Origin of the sequence: Streptomyces sp. 3330 (genome assembly GCF_031456635.1) — a bacterium.
Taxonomy (GTDB): domain Bacteria; phylum Actinomycetota; class Actinomycetes; order Streptomycetales; family Streptomycetaceae; genus Streptomyces.
In genome coordinates this window covers 83,605-107,376 of record NZ_JAVDVA010000016.1, presented here as the reverse complement: position 1 = coordinate 107,376, position 23,772 = coordinate 83,605, and the positions used below count along the sequence as shown (strand labels likewise).

The 23,772-nt window shown below is 72.8% G+C and carries 23 protein-coding genes; 14 read left to right on the top strand and 9 right to left on the bottom strand.

Features of this window, described 5'->3' with window-relative positions:
- Positions 1-20: 20 nt before the first annotated feature.
- Both J2X68_RS25475 and J2X68_RS25470 read left to right on the top strand, forming a co-directional pair.
- Entirely contained in the window at positions 21-476 is a 456-nt protein-coding gene (locus tag J2X68_RS25475; protein ID WP_310434902.1) for a nuclear transport factor 2 family protein, read from the top strand.
- 39 nt (positions 477-515) lie between these two features.
- Positions 516-1,097, top strand: a complete 582-nt coding sequence (locus J2X68_RS25470) for an NAD(P)H-dependent oxidoreductase (RefSeq protein WP_310434901.1) — start codon at positions 516-518, stop codon at positions 1,095-1,097.
- Between the two features lie 86 nt (positions 1,098-1,183).
- On the opposite strand, the gene J2X68_RS25465 is transcribed toward J2X68_RS25470, so the two are convergent.
- Entirely contained in the window at positions 1,184-1,801 is a 618-nt protein-coding gene (locus tag J2X68_RS25465; RefSeq protein WP_310434900.1) for a DJ-1/PfpI family protein, read from the bottom strand.
- Positions 1,802-1,889: 88 nt separating this feature from the next.
- On the opposite strand from J2X68_RS25465, the gene J2X68_RS25460 reads away from it, so the two are divergent.
- The 8 genes from J2X68_RS25460 (at position 1,890) to rox (ending at position 12,770) form a co-directional block, all read left to right on the top strand.
- Positions 1,890-3,227, top strand: coding sequence for a PLP-dependent aminotransferase family protein (locus tag J2X68_RS25460; protein ID WP_310434899.1), 1,338 nt, complete (start codon positions 1,890-1,892; stop codon positions 3,225-3,227).
- A gap of 239 nt (positions 3,228-3,466) precedes the next feature.
- The gene (locus tag J2X68_RS25455) at positions 3,467-5,005 is read left to right on the top strand and encodes an alpha/beta hydrolase domain-containing protein (RefSeq protein WP_310434898.1); all 1,539 of its coding nucleotides are present in this window, start codon (positions 3,467-3,469) and stop codon (positions 5,003-5,005) included.
- A 289-nt stretch (positions 5,006-5,294) separates the two neighbouring features.
- Positions 5,295-5,516 (top strand): hypothetical protein, encoded by a 222-nt coding sequence (locus tag J2X68_RS25450; protein WP_310434897.1) that lies wholly within the window; start codon positions 5,295-5,297, stop codon positions 5,514-5,516.
- Between the two features lie 422 nt (positions 5,517-5,938).
- Positions 5,939-7,549: a cation acetate symporter gene (locus tag J2X68_RS25445; protein WP_310434896.1), complete on the top strand. Its 1,611-nt coding sequence runs from the start codon at positions 5,939-5,941 to the stop codon at positions 7,547-7,549.
- Positions 7,550-7,964: 415 nt separating this feature from the next.
- The gene (locus J2X68_RS25440; protein ID WP_310434895.1) at positions 7,965-8,762 is read left to right on the top strand and encodes an MEDS domain-containing protein; all 798 of its coding nucleotides are present in this window, start codon (positions 7,965-7,967) and stop codon (positions 8,760-8,762) included.
- Positions 8,759-9,730, top strand: a complete 972-nt coding sequence (locus J2X68_RS25435) for a sensor histidine kinase (RefSeq protein ID WP_310434894.1) — start codon at positions 8,759-8,761, stop codon at positions 9,728-9,730. The genes J2X68_RS25440 and J2X68_RS25435 overlap by 4 nt, the downstream gene beginning before the upstream one ends.
- Before the next feature lie 195 nt (positions 9,731-9,925).
- Complete coding sequence (locus tag J2X68_RS25430) at positions 9,926-10,993, top strand: polyprenyl synthetase family protein (protein ID WP_310434893.1); 1,068 nt, start codon at positions 9,926-9,928, stop codon at positions 10,991-10,993.
- A 232-nt stretch (positions 10,994-11,225) separates the two neighbouring features.
- Complete coding sequence (gene rox, locus J2X68_RS25425; protein ID WP_310434892.1) at positions 11,226-12,770, top strand: rifampin monooxygenase; 1,545 nt, start codon at positions 11,226-11,228, stop codon at positions 12,768-12,770.
- A 22-nt stretch (positions 12,771-12,792) separates the two neighbouring features.
- Here the strand turns inward: rox and J2X68_RS25420 are convergent, their stop codons facing one another.
- From J2X68_RS25420 to J2X68_RS25395, 6 genes are all read right to left on the bottom strand, one after another.
- Positions 12,793-13,722, bottom strand: a complete 930-nt coding sequence (locus J2X68_RS25420; RefSeq protein WP_310434891.1) for an ADP-ribosylglycohydrolase family protein — start codon at positions 13,720-13,722, stop codon at positions 12,793-12,795.
- Between the two features lie 140 nt (positions 13,723-13,862).
- Positions 13,863-14,438 (bottom strand): hypothetical protein, encoded by a 576-nt coding sequence (locus J2X68_RS25415; RefSeq protein ID WP_310434890.1) that lies wholly within the window; start codon positions 14,436-14,438, stop codon positions 13,863-13,865.
- Complete coding sequence (locus J2X68_RS25410; protein WP_310434889.1) at positions 14,435-15,832, bottom strand: hypothetical protein; 1,398 nt, start codon at positions 15,830-15,832, stop codon at positions 14,435-14,437. Before J2X68_RS25410 ends, J2X68_RS25415 begins: the two co-directional genes overlap by 4 nt.
- Positions 15,829-16,662 (bottom strand): ABC transporter ATP-binding protein, encoded by an 834-nt coding sequence (locus J2X68_RS25405; RefSeq protein WP_310434888.1) that lies wholly within the window; start codon positions 16,660-16,662, stop codon positions 15,829-15,831. Before J2X68_RS25405 ends, J2X68_RS25410 begins: the two co-directional genes overlap by 4 nt.
- On the bottom strand, positions 16,659-17,477 hold the full coding sequence (locus J2X68_RS25400; protein WP_310434887.1) for a zf-HC2 domain-containing protein: 819 nt from the start codon (positions 17,475-17,477) through the stop codon (positions 16,659-16,661). Before J2X68_RS25400 ends, J2X68_RS25405 begins: the two co-directional genes overlap by 4 nt.
- Positions 17,474-18,037 carry an RNA polymerase sigma factor gene (locus J2X68_RS25395; RefSeq protein ID WP_310434886.1) on the bottom strand — a complete coding sequence of 188 codons (564 nt, stop codon included), beginning with the start codon at positions 18,035-18,037 and terminating at the stop codon, positions 17,474-17,476. Before J2X68_RS25395 ends, J2X68_RS25400 begins: the two co-directional genes overlap by 4 nt.
- A 297-nt stretch (positions 18,038-18,334) precedes the next feature.
- On the opposite strand from J2X68_RS25395, the gene J2X68_RS25390 reads away from it, so the two are divergent.
- Positions 18,335-18,742, top strand: a complete 408-nt coding sequence (locus J2X68_RS25390; RefSeq protein WP_310434885.1) for a gas vesicle structural protein GvpA — start codon at positions 18,335-18,337, stop codon at positions 18,740-18,742.
- Positions 18,743-18,901: 159 nt separating this feature from the next.
- Positions 18,902-19,687, top strand: coding sequence for an SGNH/GDSL hydrolase family protein (locus tag J2X68_RS25385; protein ID WP_399040830.1), 786 nt, complete (start codon positions 18,902-18,904; stop codon positions 19,685-19,687).
- Positions 19,688-19,736: 49 nt separating this feature from the next.
- Here J2X68_RS25385 and J2X68_RS25380 read toward each other — a convergent pair whose 3' ends face one another.
- Positions 19,737-21,137, bottom strand: coding sequence for an MFS transporter (locus J2X68_RS25380; RefSeq protein WP_310434883.1), 1,401 nt, complete (start codon positions 21,135-21,137; stop codon positions 19,737-19,739).
- Positions 21,138-21,255: 118 nt separating this feature from the next.
- Between J2X68_RS25380 and J2X68_RS25375 the strand changes: the two genes are divergently transcribed.
- Positions 21,256-21,834, top strand: a complete 579-nt coding sequence (locus J2X68_RS25375; protein ID WP_310434882.1) for a helix-turn-helix transcriptional regulator — start codon at positions 21,256-21,258, stop codon at positions 21,832-21,834.
- A 303-nt stretch (positions 21,835-22,137) separates the two neighbouring features.
- Entirely contained in the window at positions 22,138-22,716 is a 579-nt protein-coding gene (locus J2X68_RS25370) for a dihydrofolate reductase family protein (protein WP_310434881.1), read from the top strand.
- Positions 22,717-22,779: 63 nt separating this feature from the next.
- Here J2X68_RS25370 and J2X68_RS25365 read toward each other — a convergent pair whose 3' ends face one another.
- Positions 22,780-23,574 carry an SDR family oxidoreductase gene (locus J2X68_RS25365; protein WP_310434880.1) on the bottom strand — a complete coding sequence of 265 codons (795 nt, stop codon included), beginning with the start codon at positions 23,572-23,574 and terminating at the stop codon, positions 22,780-22,782.
- Between the last annotated feature and the right edge of the window lie 198 nt (positions 23,575-23,772).

The following is a 23,772-nucleotide window of genomic DNA, read 5'->3' as shown; positions in this document are numbered from 1 at the left end:
GATGCGACAGGGAGGACACGATGGGCGACTTTCGGGCGATCGCGGACCGCGTCGAGATCGAGGCGCTGCGCGGCGAGTTCACCGACGCGGTGATGATGCGTGACTACGACCGGGTCGCGTCGCTGTTCACCCCGGACGGCGTGTGGCGGATGCCCGACATCCCGGCCGAGATGACCGGCCAGGAGCAGATCCGCGCCTGGGGCCGGCGGGTGCCGGAGTTCGTGGACTTCCTGGTCCAGAACACGCATCCGGGCCTGATCCGGCTCGACGGCGACACCGCGTCCGGCCGTGCGTACATCTCCGAGGTCGGGCGCGGACGCGACGGCCGGTCCGGCTCGAACCACGCGATCTACCACGACCGTTACCAGCGCACCTCGGACGGCTGGAAGTTCACCGAACGCGTCTACGAGATCCGGTACCTCGACGAAAGCCCCCTGACGGGCTCCGTGCCCTCGCGCGACGCGGATGCCCGCTGACCTGCCCGTCGCACCACGAACACCACAGGAGACTCGGACATGATCAGGATCGGCATCATCCTCGGCAGCACCCGCCCCGGACGCAACGGCGAACAGGTCGCCACCTGGGTCCATGACACCGCCTCACGCCGCACGGACGCCGAGTTCGAGCTGATCGACCTGCGTGACCACCCGCTTCCCCACCTCGACGAGCCGCACGGGGCCATGCACGGCCACTATCAGCATGCGCACACGAAGGCCTGGGCGGCGAGGATCGCTCCGTTCGCCGGGTTCGTCATGGTCACCCCCGAGTACAACCGCTCCACCTCCGGGGTGCTCAAGAACGCCCTCGACCACCTGTATGCGGAATGGAACGACAAGGCGGTGGGATTCGTCTCGTACGGCGTCGTCGGCGGCGCCCGGGCGGCCGAACAACTGCGGCTGATCTGCGGCGCGTTGCAGATGGCCGACGTCAGCCGACAGGTCACGCTGTCGCTCACCAGCGAGTTCGAGAACTACACCACCCTCGAGCCGACCGACCACAGCGCGACCGCGCTGGACGCACTGCTGGACCAGGTCGTCGCCTGGAGCACCGCGCTCGCGCCGCTGCGCGCCGCTTCCCGGACCGCCGCACCGGCCTGAACTCCCGCCCCCTGCCCGGCTGGCCCCGTGCACGCGCGTTCGCGAACGCGTCCCGGCCTGCCTGCCTCTGCCTCGCGACCGGCCGTTCAGGCCAGTGCCGGTGCGTGCAGGTAGGGGGTGATGGTGCGCCGGGCGCGCGCGACGTACTCCTCCTTCTCGCCGACGGGGGCGACATAGTGCAGCGCTCCTTCGGCGGCCGCGTTCCCCTCGAGGCGGGCGATGATCCAGGCGGCGAGGTAGGGGGACGCCAGGCAGCCGCCGGCGGTGGCGATGTTGCCCTTGGCGTAGAACGGCTGGTCGAGTACGTCGACGCCCGCGGCGACGACCCAGGGCTTGGTGGACAGGTCGGTGCAGGCGGGGATCCCGTCGAGCAGGCCGAGCCTGGCCAGTACGAGGGCGCCGGAGCACTGTGCGGCGATCAGCCGGCGCGAGGGGTCGAGACGGCGCAGGACGGCCATGATCGCCGGGTCTTCGACGACCTCGCGGGTGGCGACGCCGCTGCCGACGATGACGGCGTCAGCGGCGCAGGCCTCGTCGAGCGTGGACATCTGCTCGACGACCACTCCGTTCATCGACGTCACCCTGGGGCCGGGGGTGGCGAGGGTGACGCGCCAGTCGGCGGTCCTGACCCGGTTGAGCACACCGAGCGCGATCAGCGAGTCGAGCTCGTTGTAACCCTCGAAGGTGAGAATGGCGATATGCACGGCGACGGTCCTCTCCGCGTGGACGAACCCCGACGGTAGGAAGCCGCACACATGACAGTCAAAGAATTGTCATGCATACAATCGGTGCATGGCGGCTCCGCGGTACAAGAAGCTGGTCGACGCGCTCGCCTCCGACATCCGGACCGGGCGGCTCGCCGCCGGCGCCCGGCTGCCGACGCACCGCGAGCTCGCCGCCCACGAGGGCATCGCCGTGGTGACCGCGACCCGGGTGTACGCCGAGTTGGAGACGATGGGTCTGGTGAGCCGCGAGCAGGGGCGCGGCACGTTCGTGCGGGACATCGCGGTTCCCGCCGGTCACGGCATCGACCAGCAGGCCGTCGCCACGGACGCGGTCGACCTCAACTTCAACTGTCCGTCACTGCCCGGGCAGGCCGATCTCCTCCGGCAGTCCCTGCGGGAGCTGGCCACCGCCGGCGACCTGGACGCGTTGCTGCGCTACCAGCCGCATGCCGGGCGTGCCCAGGACAGGGCCTCGATCGCCCGGCACCTGAGGCGCCGAGGAATCACCACGGACGCGGAGCGGATCCTCGTCGTCGACGGCGCGCAGCACGGCCTGGCCGTCACGGTCATGGCCGCACTCGGCGCCGGTGACGTCGTCGCGGTCGACGCGCTCACCTACCCGGGCTTCAAAGTGCTCGCGCACGCCTTCCGTCTCGACCTGGCGCCCGTACCCGCGACCGCCGACGGCCCCGATCTCGACGCGCTGGAGGAACTGTGCGCGACCCGCCCCGTGCGCGCGATCTACACCATGCCCACCTTGCACAACCCGCTCGGCTGGGTCATGCCGGCGACGGACCGGACCCGCCTGGTGAGGATCGCCCGCGCGCACGGTCCGCTCATCGTCGAAGACGCCTCCTACGCCTACCTGGTCGAGGACCCGCCGCCGCCGCTGGCCGCGAGCGCGCCGGACATCACCGTCCACGTCTCGGGACTGTCCAAGAGTGTCGCCACCGGCCTGCGGGTCGGTTTCGTGGTCGCCCCGCCGTCCGTGATGCCGGCGCTCGAACGGGCGATCCGGGCGACGACGTGGAACACCCCGGCTCTCACCGCCGCGATCGCCTGCCGCTGGATCGAGGACGGGACGGTCGACCTTCTGGAAGCGCGGAAGCGGGAGGACGCCAAGGCCCGTCAGGCCATCGCCCGGCAGGAGCTGGCAGGCCTTCCGCTGGTCGGTCATCCGGCGTCCTACTTCACCTGGCTGCCGCTGCCCGACGACGCACGCGCCGACCGCCTGACCGCCACCCTCGCACGTCAGCGCATCTCGGTGGCCACGGCCGAGCCGTTCAGCACCACGACGCACACCCCGCAGGCGATCCGCCTGGCCCTGGGCTCGACCGATCCGGACAGCCTCCGTTCGACGCTCCGTACCGTGCGCCGAGCCGCTGTCGAGGACGCCCGGGCCTGAACCACCGGCGGCCGGCCACGCCCAGGCCATCAGGGGCGACTCCGCTGCGGACGGCGGTAGGGGGCGGGGGAGGGGGGAGCGGTCGCGTCGCCGAACCGCATCCGCGCCGCGGGCGACCGGGTGGCAGGGGCCGGCGCCGCGTGACAGTGGTGAATTTGCCGTTGGGCGGCCGGCACCGGCACACGAGACTGCGTCACCCCGACCACTCGACACGGTATTCACGGAGGCAACCCGTGCGCATGTCCGTCCGGTTACCCCGGCGGTGGACCACCGCCGCCGCCCTGGGAGCGGTGCTCGTCACCACGCTCCTCGGCACCTCACCCGCCCAGGCCGCGCCCCTCCAGGCCGCTCCCGCTCGGGCCGGGGCCGCGAACCCCGTCATCAGCGTCCCGCAGGCCGGCAGTCACGGCTTCCCCTTCCTCGCCGCGGCGGAGAACCTCGGCTCGTTCGGCTACACCGAGAGCGAGTACTTCATCGAGGGCACCGCCACGTCGTACGCGAAGTCGGGGCTGTGGGGCTCCGACGGCCGCTGGAACGTGCGGGCCTCCGGCAGTGCCGCGTACAAGAGCCGGCTTCTCGTCCGCCGGCCCGTCGACGCGGCGAAGTTCAACGGCACCGTCGTTGTGGAGTGGCTCAACGTCAGTGGGCAGATCGAACTCTCCCCGGACTACTGGTTCGCGCGGGACGAACTGCTGCGCGAGGGATACGCCTGGGTCGGCGTCTCGGCGCAGTCGGTCGGCGTCAACGGCGGTCTCGGCGAGATCAAGGGACTGAAGGGCTGGGATCCGGCCCGGTACGGCGGCCTGGTGCACCCCGGCGACGCCTTCGCCTACGACATCTTCAGCCAGGCGGGGCAGGCGCTGCGCACCCCGGACGGGCCGGATCCGCTCGGCGGCCTCGCGATCAGGACGCTGCTCGCGGACGGCGAGTCGCAGTCGGCCGGTCTCATGACTACGTACGCCAACGCCGTCCAGCCCGTCTCCGGCGTCTACGACGGCTTCATGGTGCACAGCAACAGCGCGATCGCCGCACCCATCAGCGGCGACCTGGGCGACATCCTGCTGATGCCGTACCCGTCGCGGATCCGGACCGACCTGTCCGTGCCGACGTTCGTCGTGCTCACGGAGACCGACGTGCCGGGGGCGTCCGCGGCACGTCAGCCCGACACCGATCGCGTCGTGCGCTGGGAAGTCGCCGGCACCGCCCATGGCGACCAGTGGGCCTACGACCTGGGGCAGCCGACAGTGATCAAGTCCGCGGGCTCGGCCGCGCCGCAGCCCGACTGCGCCGCCGGATCGGCCCCGTACAACGACGGCCCCGGCCACTACGCGATGAACGCGGCGCTGCGTTACTTGGCCGGCTGGGCGCGGGGCGGCCCCCGGCCCGCGAGCGGCGCGCGGCTCGACGCCGACCTGCGCGACCCCGCCACCGGCCTGGCCGTCGGCGGCATCCGGCTCCCCGACGTGGCGGTGCCGACGCGTACGCTCACCGGCGCCCGGGACACCGGCGGCAGTGGGGTCTTCTGCGGCCTCTACGGCGCCCGGGACCCGTGGAACGGCGACGCCGACCCGTGGGACCGGCATGACGCGGCCGACCCGTCCGACCCCTCCTTCCCGCCCCGCGCGGAACCGGTGCTCAGCCGGTTGTACCCGACGCACGAGGAGTACGTGACCAAGGTGCGGGCGGCCGCGCGGGCCTCCGTGACCGCCGGACACCTCCTGCCGGAGGACGCGGCCACGGTCGTCACCACCGCCCAGGGCTCGGGCGTCGGAGGCTGACACTCAAGCGAGTTCCGTCTGCCGTACGCGCCGCGCTCGTCAGCCGCCGCGTACGGCGGACCGGCCGTCGTCGCCGAGCCGATCGCACCCTCGTCACCTCGTCACCTCGCCACCTCGTCACTGCGTCCCGGAGGCGGCTCGACGGGGTCGGCTCGGCGCCGCGGACGCGTGGGGGACGGCGAGCGGGTGGCGTCGTCGGGCGTTCGGCCGTACGGTTCCTTGATCATCGCCTGGGCGTGCCCGTGGAGGGGCAGGGGTAGGAGCAGGTGCGAGGGGCGGAGGAGCGTCGATGAGTGAACGTCAGGACTGCGAGTGGCCCGCGATGACGCCGGCGGACTTCGACCGGGACGTCCCGCTGCGTCTGAACGTGGGCACAGGCCCCGTCCCCGTGCCGGCCGAGCCCGACGAGTACGGCACCATCCCTCTCTTCGGCAAGGAGCCGCCCGCCCGGCAGCCGGTCCGCCGCGCCGGGGGCCGGTCCGGCACGGTGGAGCAGGACGAGCTCTTCTGACCGCCGCGACGGTCGCGGTGAACCGCACCGAGACGCGCGGGAGTCGGCAGGCCGGTGGCGTCGTCGGCTGCGGTCGCGGGGGAGGGGGGAAGGGCCGTCTGTGCCCCGGCACAGCTGCGTGGAGGCCAGGCTGTGCCACCGCCTCCGGCGTGCGCGGCTCGCTGTACGCGGCCCCGGTCGGCTGATGGCATGACCGGCATGTCATTCGCATCTCCGCCACCGCCGGGCCCGCACGCACCGAAGAACACGCACGCACCGAAGAACACGTACGCGGCGAAAGACCCGCACGCACCGAAGAACACGTACCCGCCGAACGACCCGGACGCGGCGGAACACCCGTACGCGCCGAACGGCCGGTACGCGTCCGACGCCCGCTCCGCTCCCGCGACTTCACATCCGGCGTCGGCACCGGAGCGCCGAAGATGAGCACCGGCGACGGACACGCGCTCGCCGCCGTGGTCTTCCTGGTCTTCGTCGCGGTGTCCCTGCTCATGTGCGGGCTCGCGGCGGCCGACCTGGACGACCCCGAGCACTTCTACGCGGGCGGCAGCGCCGCCTTCGGCCCGGTCGGCAGCGGACTCGCCATCGCCGGCGACTACATCTCCGCGGCCACGCTGCTCAGCACCACGGGCTCGGTCGCCCTCGACGGCGCGGACGGCATCCTCTTCGCCTTCGCGACCGTCGTCTCGCTCTACCTGGTCATGCGGATCCTGGCCGAACCCCTGCGCCGCGGCGGCGTGTTCACGCTGGGGGACTTCTTCGCCGACCGGCTCGGCGACCCCTCCGTGCGCCGTGCTCTCGGGGTCGCCACCCTCGTCGTCCTCACCCCGCTGCTCCTGGTCCAGCTCTCCACCGCGGGCCACATCATGGTGGCCATGTTCGGCCTCCCCGACGGCGCGCTCACCGGCTGCACCATCGCGGGCGGGACGCTGATGGTCTGTTACGCCGCGTTCGGCGGGATGCGCGGCATCGGATACGTGCAGGTCCTCAAGGTCGGGGTCGTGCTGACCGCGGTGCTGCTGGTGGCCGGGCTCGTCCTGGCGCGCTACGGATGGTCACCGGCGAGTCTCTTCCGGGCCGCCCGGGACCGCTCCGAGGCGGGCGCCGACTACACGCTGCCCGGACTGCACTTCGGCCACTCCCTGGCCGGGCGCCTCGACCTGATCAGCTTCGAGGCGACCCTCCTGATCGGTGCCGCCTGTCTGCCGCACCTCACCATGCGGCTGCACCCGCTGCGCGACGCCCGTACCGCTCGCCGTGCCGTCGGCTGGGCCGTGGGCCCCGTCACGGTGGTGTGCGCCGCGGTGGTGGTGGCCGGACTCGGCGCCTGCGCGCTGATCGGCCGGGATCTGCTGCGGGCCGCCGACCCCGGGGGAGCGACCGCGCTGCTGATGCTGACGGGCGCGCTCGACCCGGTCGCCGGGGGAGTCCGGCACAGCATGGTGTTCGCCGCCGTCGCCTGCGCCGTCTTCGTCACCACGCTCGCGGCCGTCGCCGGTATCACGCTGGCCGCCGCCTCCAGCCTCGTCCGCGACTTCGGCTGCGGGCCGGGCGACGGCACCGCGCGCCGCGCGCCCGGCGGCGAGATCCGCCGGGCCCGGATCGGTATCGTCGCGGTCGGATCCGCCGCCGTCGTACTGGCCGTGCTCGTCGAGGACCGCGGCCGGCTGACGCTGATCTCACTGTCGTTCACCGTCGCGGCCTCGGTGCTCGCTCCGGTCCTGCTGTACGCGCTCTTCCTGCCCGGCCACACCGCGACGGGGGCGCGCTGGACCGTCTACGGGACCCTGCCGCTGATCGGGCTGCTCATGGCGGGGTCGCCAGCCGTGTCGGGCACGCCCATCGCGCTCTTCCCCGATCACGACTTCCACTGGTTCCCGCTCCAGACCCCGGGCCTGATCACCATCCCGGCGGGCTTCCTGCTCGGTCTCATCGGCCGGACCCGCCCCGAGGCCGCGCGGGACACCTGGCACCGCGGGACGGGAACCGCACGCCGGGACGCACGCGGCACCGACGTCGTGGGACGCCCCTGAGCCCGGCCCGCGATCGCCCGGCAGCGGCTCGCGGTGGGGCGCGACGCGACCGCGCGTGTGGTCGACGGGCGCCCGCCCGCGCCGTCGCTCACCTGCCGGACGATATATCGTTGACTGTAGGAACGACCGTACGCGGAGCGCGCGGTCGAGCCCACCAGCGGCACCTCGCGCCGCGTCCTCCGTGCAGTGCGCGGCGCGGCCTTCCCACCGGCACGAGACGCCCCCTTCCGCCCGTGTGGCCTGCGAGGGAACACGGAGCGGCTGTCCCCGGCCGACAGGCCGGGGACAGCCGCGCTCGCTGCCCATGCCCATCGCCCGGCCGACTTCCTTCGGCTTGACGATCTTCTGACCGGATACCAGTACTGTCTGTGGTGCACGGTGAGTGGGAAGTCGGAAAGGGGATCTGGTGAGAGCGGTGCGGACGCTGGCCTCGTTCGACGACGTCGAACTCGGTGACCACATCTGCTGGCGCACGGACTCGGCTGTCTCGTCCCCGGCGGACGTGCTCGCCTACGTGGCCGACGGCGTGGTGCACGGGGACAAGATCGTGGTGGTCGGCTCCGCGGGCGTCGCCTCCGGCTTTCCGCGTGATGCCGTGCCTTCCGCTTCGGTGATCCTCGATTTCCCGCGCGTCGCGGACGCCGACTCCATCCTGGCCGCGGTGCGCCGGGAGGCGCGGACGGCCGAGCGCGAGGGCTACCGTTCGGTGCGTGTGCTGGCCGAGCCGGCGCCCGCGGCGGCGTCCAGGGGGCCGGAGGAGCTGGTGGCCCAGGAGCTGAAGCTCGACGAATTCGCCTCGGAGAGCAATGCCATCGTGGTGTGCGCCATTCGTCCCTCGCAGTGGGACGCGCCTACGCTGGAACATGTGACAGGTGTGCACCCGCACGAGATGGGCATACGCGCTGAACGTCCGGCTTTCCGGATGTACAGCACGGGGGCCGACAGCTGGAGCGTTGACGGAGTGATCGACTCGGAGTGTGCGGACGCGTTCAACGCCGCGGTACGCGCGGTGCTCCGGTGCTCGCCCAAGGTGCAGCTGCGTTTCGACACCCTGGAGATGATCGACGCCGCCGGCATGCGGGCGCTCGTCGACGCCGCCCGTCACGTGCCGGACCGCCGGATCGTCGTGCACGGCGCCAACGAGACCGTGCGCCTGTGCTGGGAGCTCGCCGGCTATGCGACCGTCGGCACGCCGGTGGTGATGGCGGCATGACTGCGATCGAGCCCTCGAACCGGCCCGGCCTCGAGCAGCCCGCGTTCCGCCACGAGCTGTATCCCTACCGCGGTGACGCGCAGTTCCTGTCCGGCACCCTGGGCTATATCCGCGAGGCGCTGGAAGGCGGCGAGGCCGTGGTCGTCGCGGTCCCCCCGGCCAAGGCGTCGCTTCTGCGCGGCGAACTCGCCGACGAGCACGACGTCACGTTCGTCGACACCACGACTCCGGGCCCCAACCCCGGTCGGCTCATCGGGGCCTGGGTGGCCTGGATGCAGGAGCGCGGTGCGGGCGACCGGCCGGTACGCGGCATCGGGGAGACAGCCTGGCGGGAGGCTCGCAACGCCGCGCACCTCTCTGAACTGCGCTATCACGAGTGGCTGTTGAACCGGGCCTTTGCCCGCAGCGCCGCGTGGTCGATGCTGTGCCCCTACGACGACGCCGACGAGGACCGGGACGCTCTGCGGTCCCTGTCCCGCTGTCACCCGCTGATCCGCCAGGACGGCCGCCACATGCCCAGCGAGGACTACCTCACCGCCGAGGAGTATCCCTTCGAGGCGCTGAACGCGCCGTGCGATCCCTTCCAGGAGCTGAGTTACGCGCACGGTGACCTGGCCGCGGTCCGCTCGAAGGTCGCCCAGTGCGCCTCGGACGCGGGGGTCTCGGAGGACCAGCGGCGAAAGCTGGCCGTCGCCGTCACGGAGATCGCCACCAACAGCATCCGGCACGGCGGGGGCAGCGGCACGCTGCGCACGTGGATCCAGGACTCGACGTTCCTCTGCGAGTTCCGCGACGCCGGTTACATCCCCGATGTGATGGCCGGACGCACCCGCCCCACCGTCGATCAGATGGGCGGCCGCGGGCTCTGGCTCGTCCACCAGCTCTGCGACCTGGTGGAAATCCGCTCCACCCGAGACCAGGGCACCACCGTCCGCCTCCATGTCAACGTCGACGGACAGCAGGATTGAGCGTGCGGACACAGGTGCGTGCGCCGGACCCGGGAGTTGCGCGGGGGGCCCGATCGCGCCCTCAGCGTTCGGCGGTCGCAGCGACTCGGCGCACCGCCTGACCCCTGCCCCGAGCGCAGCCGTGGGCACCCGCCCGACCTGTCGTGCGTCTGCATGGAGTGCGTGCCCCCCTTGCCGAGCAGGAAGTAACCCTTGATGAGCGAGCAGATCCTGGAACGTGTCGCCGGATACGAGCGCCGCTTCAACGCGCTTTTCGAGGAGTATTTCGACACGCTGGGCACCCGCCTCGACGTGCCGCCGTTCAGCCGTTTCACCCCGGACTGCCTCGGTCTGCTGCGGGAGTTGTCCTTGCGCGGCGGGAAGCGGATGCGGGTGGTCCTGCTGCACGAGGCGGCCGGGCTGGTGACGGACGAGCCGGTCGAAGGGCTGGACGCCGCCGCGCTGAGCATCGAGTTGCTGCAGACGCACGGCCTGGTGCACGACGACCTCATCGACGACAGCCCCACCCGCCGCGGCGGCCCGTCCACCTACTACGCCTACCGGGAGCGGTTCCCCGGCCGCCCGAGGACGGCCGTCGCTCTGACCGTGCTCGCTGGCGACCTCGCGCTGGCCCTGTCGCTGCGGGTCCTGCTGGACGCGAGGCTGCCCGTGGCGGTGCGGCAGGCCATGGTCGAGGTGCAGACGCGAGCGGCAGCCGACACGTTCGTGGGCCAGATCATCGACCTGGAACGGGACACCGGCCTGCCGGGGGAGGACGTCCTGCACTGCGTGGCCGACCGCAAGTCCGCCCGCTACTCGATCCTCGCGCCCCTGCAGCTCGGTCTCCTCGCCGCGGGCGGGCAGCCGGAGCTCTTCGCGAAGGAACTGCGCGACTACGCGCGGCTGGTGGGGATCTGCGGGCAGATGAGGGACGACTACCTGGACCTGTTCGGGGACGCGGCCGCCATGGGCAAGCCGACCGGCACCGACATCCGTGACGGCAAGCTCAGCTACACCGTCAGCGCCCTGCTGGCGGTCGTCGACGGCGCCGAGCGGCGCGTGGTGGAGAGAGCCCTCGGTGACCCGTCCTGCACGCCGGAGGCCATCGCCGCCGTCCGGGAGATCGCGCAGGCCCGGGGCGTGCCGGGCCGGATGCGGTCGGACATGCGCCGCTACGGGGGACAGGCGTCCGCGGTGGCCGCCGGGTGGAGGTCGCGCTGGCGTCCGGAGTCGGTCGCCTTCTTCGAGCAGCTGCCGCTGTGGAGCGCCGAACGAGCCGGGTGACGGGCGACGCGACCGGTCCGTCGAGGGGCCGGACGGCGACGCCGGGAAATGGTTGGACGGGGTGGCGCCGGGGCTTGTAGCTTGCACCTGACCGCGACACCGCCCGAGGAGGTGAGACCCATGAACGCTGTATCGATGTGGGTGCTCCCCCTTCCCGTCACGGCCGGGCGATCGACGTAGGTGTCGCCGGGAGCGCCTTCCCCCCCCAAGGCACTCCCGAAAGGCCACAGCCATGCATTCTCCGCGGTTCACCGCCGAGCCCTCGCCGGGCGACACCGGCGAGCGCGGCTCCACCGTGAGCGCCGCCCCCGGACTCCGGTCGTCGGGCTCCCGCGCCGATCGCGCGCCCGGCATGTTCGACGTGATCATCGCCGGGTGCGGGCCCACCGGCGCGATGCTGGCCGCCGAACTACGGCTGCACGATGTGCGGGTACTCGTCCTGGAGAAGGAGACCGAGCCCGCGCCGTTCGTCCGCATCGTCGGTCTGCACATCCGCAGCCTCGAGCTGATGGCGATGCGCGGACTGCTGGAGCGCATCCGTCCCCATGGAAGACAGCGTCCGGCAGGCGGATTCTTCGCCGCCATCGACAAGCCCGCGCCCCAGGGCCTGGATTCCGCGCACGCCTACCTGCTGGGCATCCGGCAGCCCGTCCTGGTGCGGCTCCTCGAAGAACACGCGACCGCACTGGGTGCGCACGTCCGGCGCGGTTGCGCGGTGGCCGATCTGGAGCAGGACGACGCGGGCGTGACCGTCGGACTGGCCGACGGAGAAAAGCTGCGTTCGCGCTATCTCGTCGGCTGTGACGGCGGGCGCAGCACGGTGCGCAAACTGCTCGGCGTCGGCTTCCCCGGCGAGCCCTCGCGCAACGAGACACTCATGGGCGAGATGGGCGTGGGGGTGCCGCGTGACGAGATCGCCGCCAAGACGGCCGGGATCGGCGTGACCGGGCGGCGATTCTGGCTCAGGCCCGTAGGCGAGGACACGTACAGCGTCGTCGTCCCCGCCGCGGGAGTCGGCGATCGCGCGGAACCGCCCACCCTCGACGATGTCAGACGACAGCTGCGCGCCGTCGCCGGAACCGACTTCGGCGTGCACTCCCCGCGCTGGTTGTCCCGCTTCGGGGATGCCACGCGGCTCGCCGAGAGCTATCGGGTCGGGCGGGTGCTGCTGGCCGGCGATGCGGCCCACATCCATCCGCCCACCGGCGGCCAGGGCCTCAACCTGGGCGTCCAGGACGCGTTCAACCTCGGCTGGAAGCTGGCCGCACAGATCCGCGGCTGGGCGCCGGACACCCTGCTGGACACCTACCAGGCCGAGCGCCGTCCGGTGGCCGAGGACGTGCTGGACAACACCCGCGCCCAGATGGAACTGCACTCCACCGAAGCGGGCCCGCGGGCCGTGCGCAGACTGCTCACCGAACTGATGGACTTCGACGAGGTGAACCGCCGTCTGATCGAGAAGATCACGGCGATCGGCATCCGCTACGACTTCGGCGAAGGCCCCGACCTGCTGGGCCGCCGCCTGCGCGACATCGACGTGGCACAGGGCAGCCTCTACGGTCTGATGCACCGCGGCCGCGGGCTGCTGCTGGACCGCACCGCGGGCCTGACCGTCGGCGGCTGGTCGGAGCGGGTCGACCACCTGGCGGATCCCGCCGCGCCCCTGGACGTTCCGTGCGTCCTGCTGCGCCCCGACGGCCACATCGCCTGGATCGGCGACGACCAGCGGGACCTGGACGACCACCTTTCCCGCTGGTTCGGCGAGCCCGCCACCTGATGCCGCCTGAGCACCCGCGGGTTCAGCTTCCGAGGCGGTGTGCGAGGTCGAGCAGGTCCGACAGCCGCAGGACCCGTCCGCCGGATCCCGGGAGGGGGACATGGAGGGGCCGGGTCCAGCGGGCGGGGATCGCGTCCAGCCCGTAGAGCGCCCCCGCGAGGCCTCCGGTCACGGCGGCGACGGTGTCCGTGTCGCCGCCGAGGTCGATCGCCGCGCGTACCGCGTCCTCGAAGCCGGTGGTGGTGCGCAGGGCCCGGACGGCGGAGCCCAGGCAGGGCCAGACGGCGCCGTTGAACTCGGTCGCCTGATCGGGGTGCCAGTCGGGGGCGAGGACCGTGGCGTAACGGGCGCGGTGGTCGGGGTGGACGAGAGCCAGGAGGGCCGGGAGCGCGGTGAGCGGGTCGACGTCCTCCAGCGCGACGCGGATCAGCTCATGGAAGACCGCGGTGCCTTCCCAGGCAGCGCGGTCACCGTGGGTGAGAGCGGCGATGCGGCGGGCCGCGTCCATGGTGGCCGCCCGGCCGGCGGCCGCGAAGTGGACCGCGGAGGTCGACGCCCGCATCAGGGAGCCGTTCCCCGCTGCCCGTCGCTCGACCTGGAAGTGGAGCGCGGCGGCGAGGTCCCAGGGCATGCCGTTGGTCAGCACGTCCTCGGTCTGCAGGCCGATGTCCTTCGGCTCCGATGCCGCCCAGCGCTGGAAGCGGGCGAACATGTCGGGCAGATCCAGTCCGCCCCGCTCCAGCAGCGACTCACCGACCATGACGGCCATCTGCGTGTCGTCGGTCGCCTCGCCGGGGTCCCAGCCGCCGCCCCCGCACATCTCGCCCCCGACGCCGGGCGCCGGAAACCGCGCGGAGAACGCTCCCTCGGGACCGAACTCGAAGGGACCGCCCAGGGCGTCACCCACCGCTGAGCCGACGACCGCGCCGGCGGCCCGCTGTGACCGGTTCATCCGCGCAGGCTGTCCGTACCGCGCCCATGGCCACGCGGCCCCCTTCCGTCGTCGGCCGCGGCGATCCGTCCGACGGGCCCCGCCGGCGTGCACGCCGCCACATCGCCTTCACCCGCACCGACTTGCGCGGGCACCTCGACTCACCGCCTCGGTCCCGCGACCGCGTAGGCCGCGGTGCCGCCGACCGTGAGGACCAGGGCCGTCCAGGCAGCTGCCGCCGAGCCCGATGGCAGCAGCAGCCAGCTCGCCACCTGGGTCGGCGTACTCGTCGGGGGCGGGGCGAAGAACGAGACCGAGAGCCAGGCGAAGGGCGGCGTCCAGGCGTACCGGCCGCCCGAGAGCGCCGCGCCCAGGGCGGCCAGTCCCATGAGGCCCGCGCTGTCCCGGACGACGAACGCGGTGCCGGCCATGTCCCGGCCCAGCGCCTGCACCACCAGCAGCACCGTGCCGACGGCAGCGCCGCAGAGCAGCACATGGGCCACTCTGCGGGGCGCCCAGCGGATCGCGGCGGTCCGGTCCAGCGCGAGATCCTGCCCGCTGAGCCCTGTCGAGGCCGCCATCGCCCCCGTGGCCAGGGCGAGCACCGGCAGCCGCGGATCACCTGTCGCACCGCCCGCGTCCCGGACGAGCGCCCCCACCGCCGCCGCGCCGATCACCGTCACGGCGAGAGACGCGGGCACCCGTCGCGAGCGCGCGTACAGCGTCAGCCATCTCACCGCGACCCCCCGCCCTTCAGCGCGTCGAAGGCGTCGCCCTCGCAGGAGAGGGCCGCGGCGCGCATCGCCTCGATCCGAGAGAGCTGCTGGGCCCGCGGCAGCGACTCGAGTTCCTTCCACACCGGGCGGATCGCCGCGTCGGCCTCACGCCGCATGCCCGCCGACCAGGAGGCGGGCAGCGGCTGGATTTCGCCGAGGACCCAGGCCACCGCGACGGTCTGCGCGAACTGGTCGCCGCCGAAGCTGCTCCAGCCGACGGGGGAGCACCCCGGCGCCATGCCCTCGGCGATCAGGGCCCAGGTCAGCTGCTCGCCCTTCGCGGACGCGACGATGTCGTCGTCGAAGTCGAAGAGCACGGTCTCGGGGGACCAGCGGGGCGTGGAGCCCTGCGGCGGTACGGAGGCGTTCTCCCGGACCGAGAGCGGCGCCTGGCTGCCCAGGGCGCCGCGCAGCAGGCGCAGCGCCTCCTTGCCAGGACCCGCGACCTCGGCGAGTCGCGCCTGCTGCGTCCTCGTCACGCACACCGGGCCGTCGCACACCGGCTCCGCGGCGGCCTCGTCGACGACGTACATCCGGCGTGGGTCGGAGGGGAGGACGAGCAGGGCGAGCGCCGCGCCCGCCACGACCGGCGTCAGGGCGATCAGCCGGGCGCGCGGGGTAGCGGCGACCAGCAGCGCGAAGCCCGTCACGGCCAGGGCGAGGAGCCAGATCGTCTGCCCGATGTGCACCGAGGCGGAGAGCGTGACGAGCGCGTCACGCACCTCCTGGACCGCCGGTGACAGCAGGGAGACCCGGTTCGGTTCCGTGCTCGGGACCCCCGTGTCCGTGGTCGTCTCCGTACGGCCGAACGACATCTGCATGAGGGCCGTGAACACGAAGGCGCCCATGGTCAGCGCGGGCGGGGTGAGGACGGACGGCAGGGCCCGGCCCGCCCCCATGCCCAGCACGGCCCCCGCGACCAGAGCGAGTGCCCCCACCAGCGAGATCGGCAGCCAACCGAGGTGCGTGTACCCGGTGTGGGCGATCACCTGGACCCCGCCCACGGCGACGAGGAGCGCGAAGGCCGAGGTCAGCGTGATCGCCGTCGCGCCCGCCAGCGTGGCCGCGCGGTGCCGGGCGGGCCGTGGCGTGCTCGTCAGCAGCTCGGTCATCTTCGCGCGGTGGTCGCGCAGGCCCTGCAGCGCCCCGAGCCCCACGGCGAGCGGCCACAGGTAGAACAGCAGGGAACGGGTCCACAGGGCCATGGACGTCCACTGGGCCGTCCACGCAGCGGTGCCCGTCCACCACGAGCCGGGAACCAGGTACAGGAACGCCAGCGCCGGCGTCAGGACCACGGCGCCGGCCCACGGGGCGACGGAACGCCTCAACTCGATACGCAGCACGCGGGCGTTCACCAAGTGTCCTGTCCGTGCCGGGTGCTGAGCAGCATCGCCGAGTAGCCGCGCTCCAGCGGGCTGTCACCCGCGTGTTCAGGACCGCCCACCGAGGCCAGCTCGTCCGGAGGGCCCTGGAAGACCAGCCGGCCCTCGTCGAAGAGCACCACGCTCGTGCAGGCGGCGGCGATGTCCTCCACCAGATGGGTCGAGACGACCACGCAGGTGTCCGTGCCCAGCTCCTGCAGCAGCGCACGGAAGCGCAGTCTCTGCGCCGGGTCCAGGCCCACCGTCGGTTCGTCCAGCAGCAGGATCGTGGGGTCGTTGACGATCGCCTGGGCGATGCCGACCCTGCGCACCATGCCGCCCGACAGGGCCTTCATCCTCTCGTCGGCGCGGTCCGCCAGACCCACCCGTTCCACGGCGCGCTGTACCGCCGCGGGGATCTCGGCCTTCGGTACCTCCTTCAGCCACGCCATGTACTCGACGAACTCGCGCACCGTGAAGCGCTTGTAGTAGCCGAACTCCTGCGGCAGGTAACCGATCCGGCGGCGCAGCGCACGGTGTGCGCCCAGGCCGCCCGCGGACTCGCCGAGCAGTGTCAGGGTGCCCTCGGTGGGGCGCAGCACGGTGGCCAGCGTCCGGATGAGGGTGGTCTTGCCCGCCCCGTTGGGGCCGAGGAGGCCGTGCACGCCGGTGCCCAGCGACAGGTCGAGGCCGTCGACGGCCATCCGTTTCCTGCCGACCCTGACCTTCAGCGCGGTCGCCTGGATCTCCCAGGCCCAGGTCGTCGGCGTGATGTCGGCCGCGTTCGTCGCGGACGTCATGTGGCGTTCCTTTCCGATCGTCATCGATGGGCTCCCGGCACGGAGTACGCGCCCCTGCGGACGATCACGACACCGATGCCGAGTGCGAGGATCAGCCCCCAGGCGGGCAGGCCGCCCGACCGGAGGGTGAAGGCCGTACGGCTGGTGGCCAGGGTCGGCGCCACGACCACGGCGGCCCACACGGCCGCCAGCGCGACGGCGGCGCGGGTCACCCCGACGATCCCGCCGAGTGCCAGCGTGGTCGCCGTGAAGGCCAGACAGGGCAGCAGCCACTGGGCCACCATCACCCCCGTGACCCAGCCGCCCACCAGCAGCGCGGGGACGACCACGGCGAGCACGGACGCGGTGCGCCGCAGCACCAGGTACAGCCCGGCCCTGGGCGCGGACGCCGTGAGTTCGTACGCCGGGTCCAGACCGCGCGACCAGGACGCCGCGACGCCGAGCACGGGCAGCACCGGCGCGAACAGCAGCAGCAGCGACACCTCGCCGAAACCCGTGCCGGCCATGTCGAGCAGCAGGGCCAGCGACGTCACGCCCACGACCATGGCCAGCCACGGCACCATCGCGGGCGTCATCCACCTCGACAGCCGCGCCGACCAGCGCCGTCCGCGCGGCATCGTGGCGGTGACCGCCAGCCGGGGTTCGAGGCCGGACCACACCGTGTCGACCAGTGACGCGACGGCGGGCACCCCGGCGCCGACGGCGGCGGACAGCCGGTCACGGCACGCCCGGCAGGTCTCCAGATGGGCCTCCAGGGCCCACACCTCGTCGGCGGCGAGGTCCGCGCCGCCGCGCGCGTAGCCCTCGATGATCCGCATCGACGCATGTTCCGCATTCATGCCAGCGCCCTCCGCATCGCGATCCGGGCCCGGCGGGCACGGGTCTTGACCGTGCCCTCGGGCAACCCGAGCAGGACCGCGGTCTCCCGGACGGACAGCCCGTCGAGCACCATGGCCTGCAGTACCTCTCTCAACTCCGGCGCGAGGCACCGCAACGCGTCCCCGACCTCGCCGCCGACGGCCGCCGCGAGCGCCTCCTCCTCGGCGGCGGGCGCCGCGTCGGGCACGGCGGCGGCCGGCGGCGGTTCCGCGTGGTGGGCCCTGCGGCGGAACGCGTCGACGAGACGGCGCGCCGCGATCGTCCACAGCCAGCCGGTGGCCGACCCTCCGACCGCCGCCCCGGCGAACGCGCCCGCCGCGCGCCAGACCGCCAGGTAGGTCTCCTGCATGACCTCCGCGACGATCTGCTCGTCCCCGCAGCGGCGGCGCAGCCGCACCGCCATCCACGGCGCCGTACGCCGGTACAACTCCTCGAACGCGGCACGGTCGCCCTTCGCCACCAGCCGGACGAGACGCTCCTCGTCCACCTCGTGCGGCGCCGCCGCCCTGACTGATCTCACGCCAGCTAGACGCCCGGGTCCGGCCGCGGGTTTTCCCCTCGATGTGATCCCTGCCACACGGAGAGCCCATGAGCTCCGCTCGATCACGACCCGCCCTGGAGACGCGCGTGCGGGCGGTGCGCGCGAAGGTGGGCGGCCGCCGCGCCACATGGCGGCGTCCTCGCAGGTCACCGACCCGATGCTCGTACGGGTGTTTGGTGGTGGGCGGCGGGGCTACTCGCCCATGCAAGCCTGCGTCGCAGCGAGGGACAGCGCCGACGGGAATGCACACAGACAGACGGCAAGGGGTTGTTCGTAATGACCGTGGCGACACAGCAGGGAGGCGGTGGAGGTTCGAGTGGCCTCTACGACGTCCTGGAACTCATTCTCGACCGAGGACTGGTGATCGACGCGTTCATCCGGGTCTCTCTTGTCGGCATCGAGATACTCAAGATCGACATACGGATCGTCGTCGCGAGCGTCGACACGTACCTGCGCTTCGCCGAGGCGTGCAACCGCCTCGATCTCGAGGCGGGACCGCGCAAGCCGGCCGGGCTCACGGAGCTGACGGGCCAGCTCACCGAGTCCGGGGCCCGCGGCAAGACCAAGGGAGCGCTGTCCGGCGCCGCGGAGACGGTCTCCGGCGCCTTCCAGCAGTCCCGTGAAGAGAGCAGGGAGCGTTCCGGCGCACGTCCCGCCGCGCGCCGGAGGACGACCGAGCGCTGAGCCGCCGGGGTTGAGGGATCATCCGCACCCAGGACTTCCCGCTCCCGCAGGGGGAGGGGCGAGGGACGCAGAGGCGAAGGGGGCCGCGGCCCGGGCGGCACGACCTGCCCCTGCTCGCAGGTACGGCGTCATCGGGCTGACCCTAGACTCTGCCGCATGATGGCGGCGCACTCCTACGCTCGTTATGTCGCCCTCGGTGACAGCCTCACCGAGGGCGTCGGCGACCCCGATCCCGCGGGCGGGTGTCGCGGCTGGGCCGACCGGCTCGCCGAGATCCTCGCGGACGGGCGGCCGTCGTTCACCTACGCCAACCTCGCCGTGCGAGGAAAGACCTCCGCGCAGATCAGGACGGAACAGGTCGGCCCGGCGCTCGCGTTGCGACCGGACCTGGTGACCGTCATGGCCGGCATGAACGACCTCATCCGGCCGGGCTTCGATGCCGCGGCCGTCGTCGCGGACATCGAGGAGATGTTCGTCCGCCTCACCGCCTCCGGCGCCCGCGTGGCCACGGTGAGCTTCCCCGACCTGGGCAGAGTGTCGCCGCTCGCACGCCGGGTACTTCCCCGCGTCCACGCTCTCAACGCGGGCCTGCACGCCGCGGCCGGCCGGCACGGCGTAGCGGTCCTGGACGTCTTCCCCCACCCCGTCACGACCGACCCGCGCCTGTGGAGCGACGACCGCCTGCACGCGAGTCCGCTCGGACACGCCAGGATCGCCGCAGGCATGGCCCACACGCTCGGCCTGCCGGGGCATCACGGCTGGATCGAACCGCTGCCGCTGCTCCCGCCGGTCCCGGCCCTGCGAGCCGTGGGCGCCGACGTGCGCTGGGCGGGGACGTTTCTCGGCCCCTGGCTGTGGCGGCGGCTGCGGGGCCGGTCATCGGGAGACGGCCGTACGGCCAAGCGGCCCGAACCGGCGTCCGTGACGCCGCGGCCGACAGGCTGAGTCCCTGCCCCGGGTCCGCGGCGCAGGTCCGGGCCGTGGCGGGTCCGGGTCAGGCGGTCTCGACGGCCGTGCGCCGCGCGGCGCGTGCCACGACGAGGAGGAACAGTCCGCACGCCGCCACGAGCAGCCACCCCGGGCGCGACGCGGCGGCGAGTCCGGTGGGGCCGACGCCCGCGACCAGGCCCCCGGCGACGGCGATGCCGACCGCCGCGCCGACCTGGCGCGCGGTGGAGGTGATGGCCCCCGCCACGCCGGATCGGGAGCGCGGCAGACCGCTGACCGCGGTGTTGGTGAGGGGGGCGTTGGCGAAGCCGAACCCGACGCCGATCAGCAGGTGGGCGAGGAGGATCAGCGGCACGCTCGTGTCCTGGCCCAGGTGCACCAGACACAGGCCGCCCGCCGCGGTGAAGGCGCCCGCGAGGATCAGCGGACGCCGTGGTCCGAGGCGCCCCACCAGGGCGCCGGACCAGGGTGCGCACAGGGCGGCCCCGAGTGCCATGGGCAGGGTGGCGGCACCGCTCGCGAGGGGTGTCCAGCCGCGGGCGTGCTGCAGATAGAGGGTGTTGAGCAGCAGGCTCGTGTTGAGCGCGACGAACACCGCCACGGCGCCGAGCACCGCCGTGGCGAACGCCGGCCTGCGGAAGAGGCCGAGGTCCATCAGAGGGTCGTCACGGCGCAGTTCGACCAGGACGAACCCCGCCGTCGCCGCGGCGATCAGCGCGTAGCCGGTGAGGGCCGCGGGCGACAGCCAGCCGATGCCCGGCCCCTCGATGAGGACGCCGACGAAGAGGCCGAGGACCACGGTGAGGAGCACCTGGCCGGGCAGGTCGACGCGCCGGACGCGCTCCGCGCGGGACTCGGGCACGAACACGGCGACCAGGACGAGGGCCGTGACGACGACCGGGGCGTTGATCCAGAACACCGATCGCCAGCCGAACGCGGCGATCAACGCCCCGCCGGTGACCGGACCCGCCGCCATGCTGAGCCCGAAGACCGACGCCCACACACCGATCGCCCGGGCCCGCTCGCGCGGGTCGGGCATCGCGTTCACCACGATCGCCAGGGCCACCGGGCTCAGCATGGAGGCCCCGACCCCCTGGACGGCCCGGGCGGCGACGAGCGCGCCGAGGGACGGGGCGAGGGCGCACGCGAGCGAGGCGAGGCCGAAGACGATCAGCCCGCACCGGAAGACGCGACGGCGTCCGAAGCGGTCCGCGAGCGCGCCGGAGACGATGAGGAGGCCGGCCAGGACCACGGTGTAGGCGTTGACGACCCACTCCAGATCGCGGGTGCCCACGTCGAGGCCGTGCCCGATCTCGGGCAGGCCCACGTTGACGATGGTGGTGTCCACACCCACCAGGAACATGCTGAGGGCGCAGACGGCCAGCACCGTCCAGCGGCGGCGCGCGCTCGGCGGGGAGGGCGGAGCGGCCAGGGATGTCGTGAGCACGAAGGTCCCCCTTCTACGGGATCGAATGCCGCCGGTCCACGGGATCGGCTGCCGCCCAGGCTCGGACCGGGGGCCGCTCCCGGCCCAGGAACTTTGCGAAGACTGCAAAAATGGCCGTATGGACGCCGAACTCGCGGAACTCCTCGACGGCATCGGGCCCCGGCTGCGGACCCTGAGACGCGACCGGGGGCTCACTCTCGAAGCCCTGTCGAAGGACTCCGGGATCTCCGTCAGCACGCTGTCGCGCCTGGAGTCGGGTCGGCGGCGCCCGACGCTCGACCTCCTGATCCCGCTCGCCCGCACCCACCGCGTCGCGCTGGACCAACTGGTGACGGCTCCGGCCACCGGTGATCCGCGGGTGCATCTGAAGCCCCGGAGCCGGGAGCGGGGGAGCGTCCTCGTGCCGCTGACGCAGTACCCGGGCCGGGTCCAGGTCTTCAAGCAGGTGCTCGCGCAGCGCGAACCGAGACTGGTGACCCACGCAGGGTACGAATGGCTCTACGTGCTCGCCGGCCGGCTCCGCCTCGTCATCGGGGAACGCGAACTCACGCTCCGGCCGGGCGAGGTGGCCGAGTTCGACACGAGTGAACCCCACTGGTTCGGGCCCGCCGACGCCGAAGCGGTGGAGATCCTGCACCTCTTCGGCCCCCACGGTGACCAGGCCGTCGTCCGCACCGGCCCGACGGAGAACGGCTGACGCCTCTCCTGCGGAGGCGAAGGGAGGCGGGGCGCCGAGGCAGCGCCGCCGCACGGACAGGGGTGACGGCGTTCCGCGTGTGCGAGCACGAGGACGAGGGCGTGCTGTGGATGTGACGGTCATGGAGTCGCAGCCGGACGCCCCGGGCACGGTCATCCCGTGCTCGGTCGAGGTGTGCGTGCTGTGCCGTGCGAGGCCCCTCGCCGCGGGGCCCGGCCCTGAAATCCCCGTGGGCGATGAGTCTCGCCGCGGTAGCCGGTCTCTGTCTCCGACGCGTGCCCACCACACTCCGAGGAGAACGCCATGACCGTCACCTACACGTTCGACGTCTTTTCCAGCCTCGACGGCTCCGGCGCCGCCGGCGGCGACTGGACCGGCTACTGGGGCAAGCAGGGCCCTGAGCTGCTGGATCACCGTCTCGACCTGTACCGCGAGGAGCAGCGGATGGTCTTCGGGGCCCACACCTACCGGGCGTTCGCGCGGATGCTGGCGTCGAGCACCGAGGAGTCCGAGGTGCGCGACCCCTGGGTCACGCGGATGCGCAGTCTGCCGGCGACGGTGGTCTCGACCACGCTGGAAGGGCCGCTCGACTGGCCGGACGCGGACGTCGTGAGCGGCGACGCCGTCGACGTCGTCGCTCGCCTGAAGAAGGAGTCCGAGGTGCCGTTGCGCTCGCACGGCAGCCTGTCGATGAACCGCGCGCTGATGGCCGCCGGTCTGGTCGACCGCGTCCAGGTGACGCTCTTCCCCGTGATCACCGGGCGGACCGGGCTGGACCCGGTCTTCCAGGGCGCGGCCGACTTCGACCTCACATTGATCGAGCGCCGGACCCTCGACGGCGACATCCAAGAGCTCGTCTACCGGCCCACCCTGCACGCCTGAGCCCTCCCCGCCCCGCACCGCGTCGAGCGGCGGGGAGGTGGGGCGGACACCGGTCCCGCGTGGTCAGGGCAGGATCGAGTCGACATATCCGCCGTCGACCCGCAGGGCGCCGCCGGTCGTGGCCGAGGCCTGGTCGGAGCTGAGGTAGACGACCATGTGGGCGATCTCCTCCGGCTCGATCAGCCGCTGCAGGAGGGACTGCGGCCGGTGCTTGCGCATGAACGCGCGCTGGGCCTCGTCCCAGGGCAGGCCGCGGTCGACGAGTTCGTAGACGAAGTCCTCGACCCCGCCGGTGTGGGTGGGGCCGGCGATGACCGAGTTGACCGTCACCCCCGTGCCCGCCGCCTGCTTCGCGAAGCCGCGGCCGACGGCGAGGAGCGCGGTCTTGGACATGCCGTAGTGGATCATCTCGGCCGGGATGACCACCGCCGAGTCGCTCGCGATGTACTGGACCCGGCCCCAGCCGCGCTCCGTCATGCCGGGGAGGTACATCCGGGTCAGCCGTACGGCGGCCAGTACGTTCACCTCGAAGTAGCGCCGCCATTCGTCGTCGCTGATCTCCAGCGGGTCGGCGGAGCCGAAGATGCCGAGGTTGTTGACGAGGACGTCCACCTCCGGCAGCGCCTCCAGCACACGCTGCGCGCCCTCCTCGCTCGCCACGTCGGCGGCCACCGGCACGAAGGAGGCCCCCAGCACCTCCGTCGCCAGCCGCGCCACGCCCTCCGCGACCCGTCGCTCGTCCCGGCCGTTCACCCCCACGCGGGCGCCGGAGCGTGCGAGCCCGGCGGCGATCGCCGCGCCGATGCCCTGCGTCGAGCCCGTCACCAGGGCGGTGCGTCCCGTCAGGTCGATCTGCATGTGGAACCAGTCCCTCTGCGCGTTCGTGCGTCTGTGCGTCCTGCCTGCCGGTGCGTCTGCCGTCAGCCTGGCCGCAGGGCGACGGCCTCGCCACTCCGGCGACGCCGACGGCCTGCGGCCGCGTATGCCCATTCGGCCACGGGCGACACGCACGCCGCCTCGCCTGCCGCGTGGGGGGAGGACCCGCCGCCCTCCTGC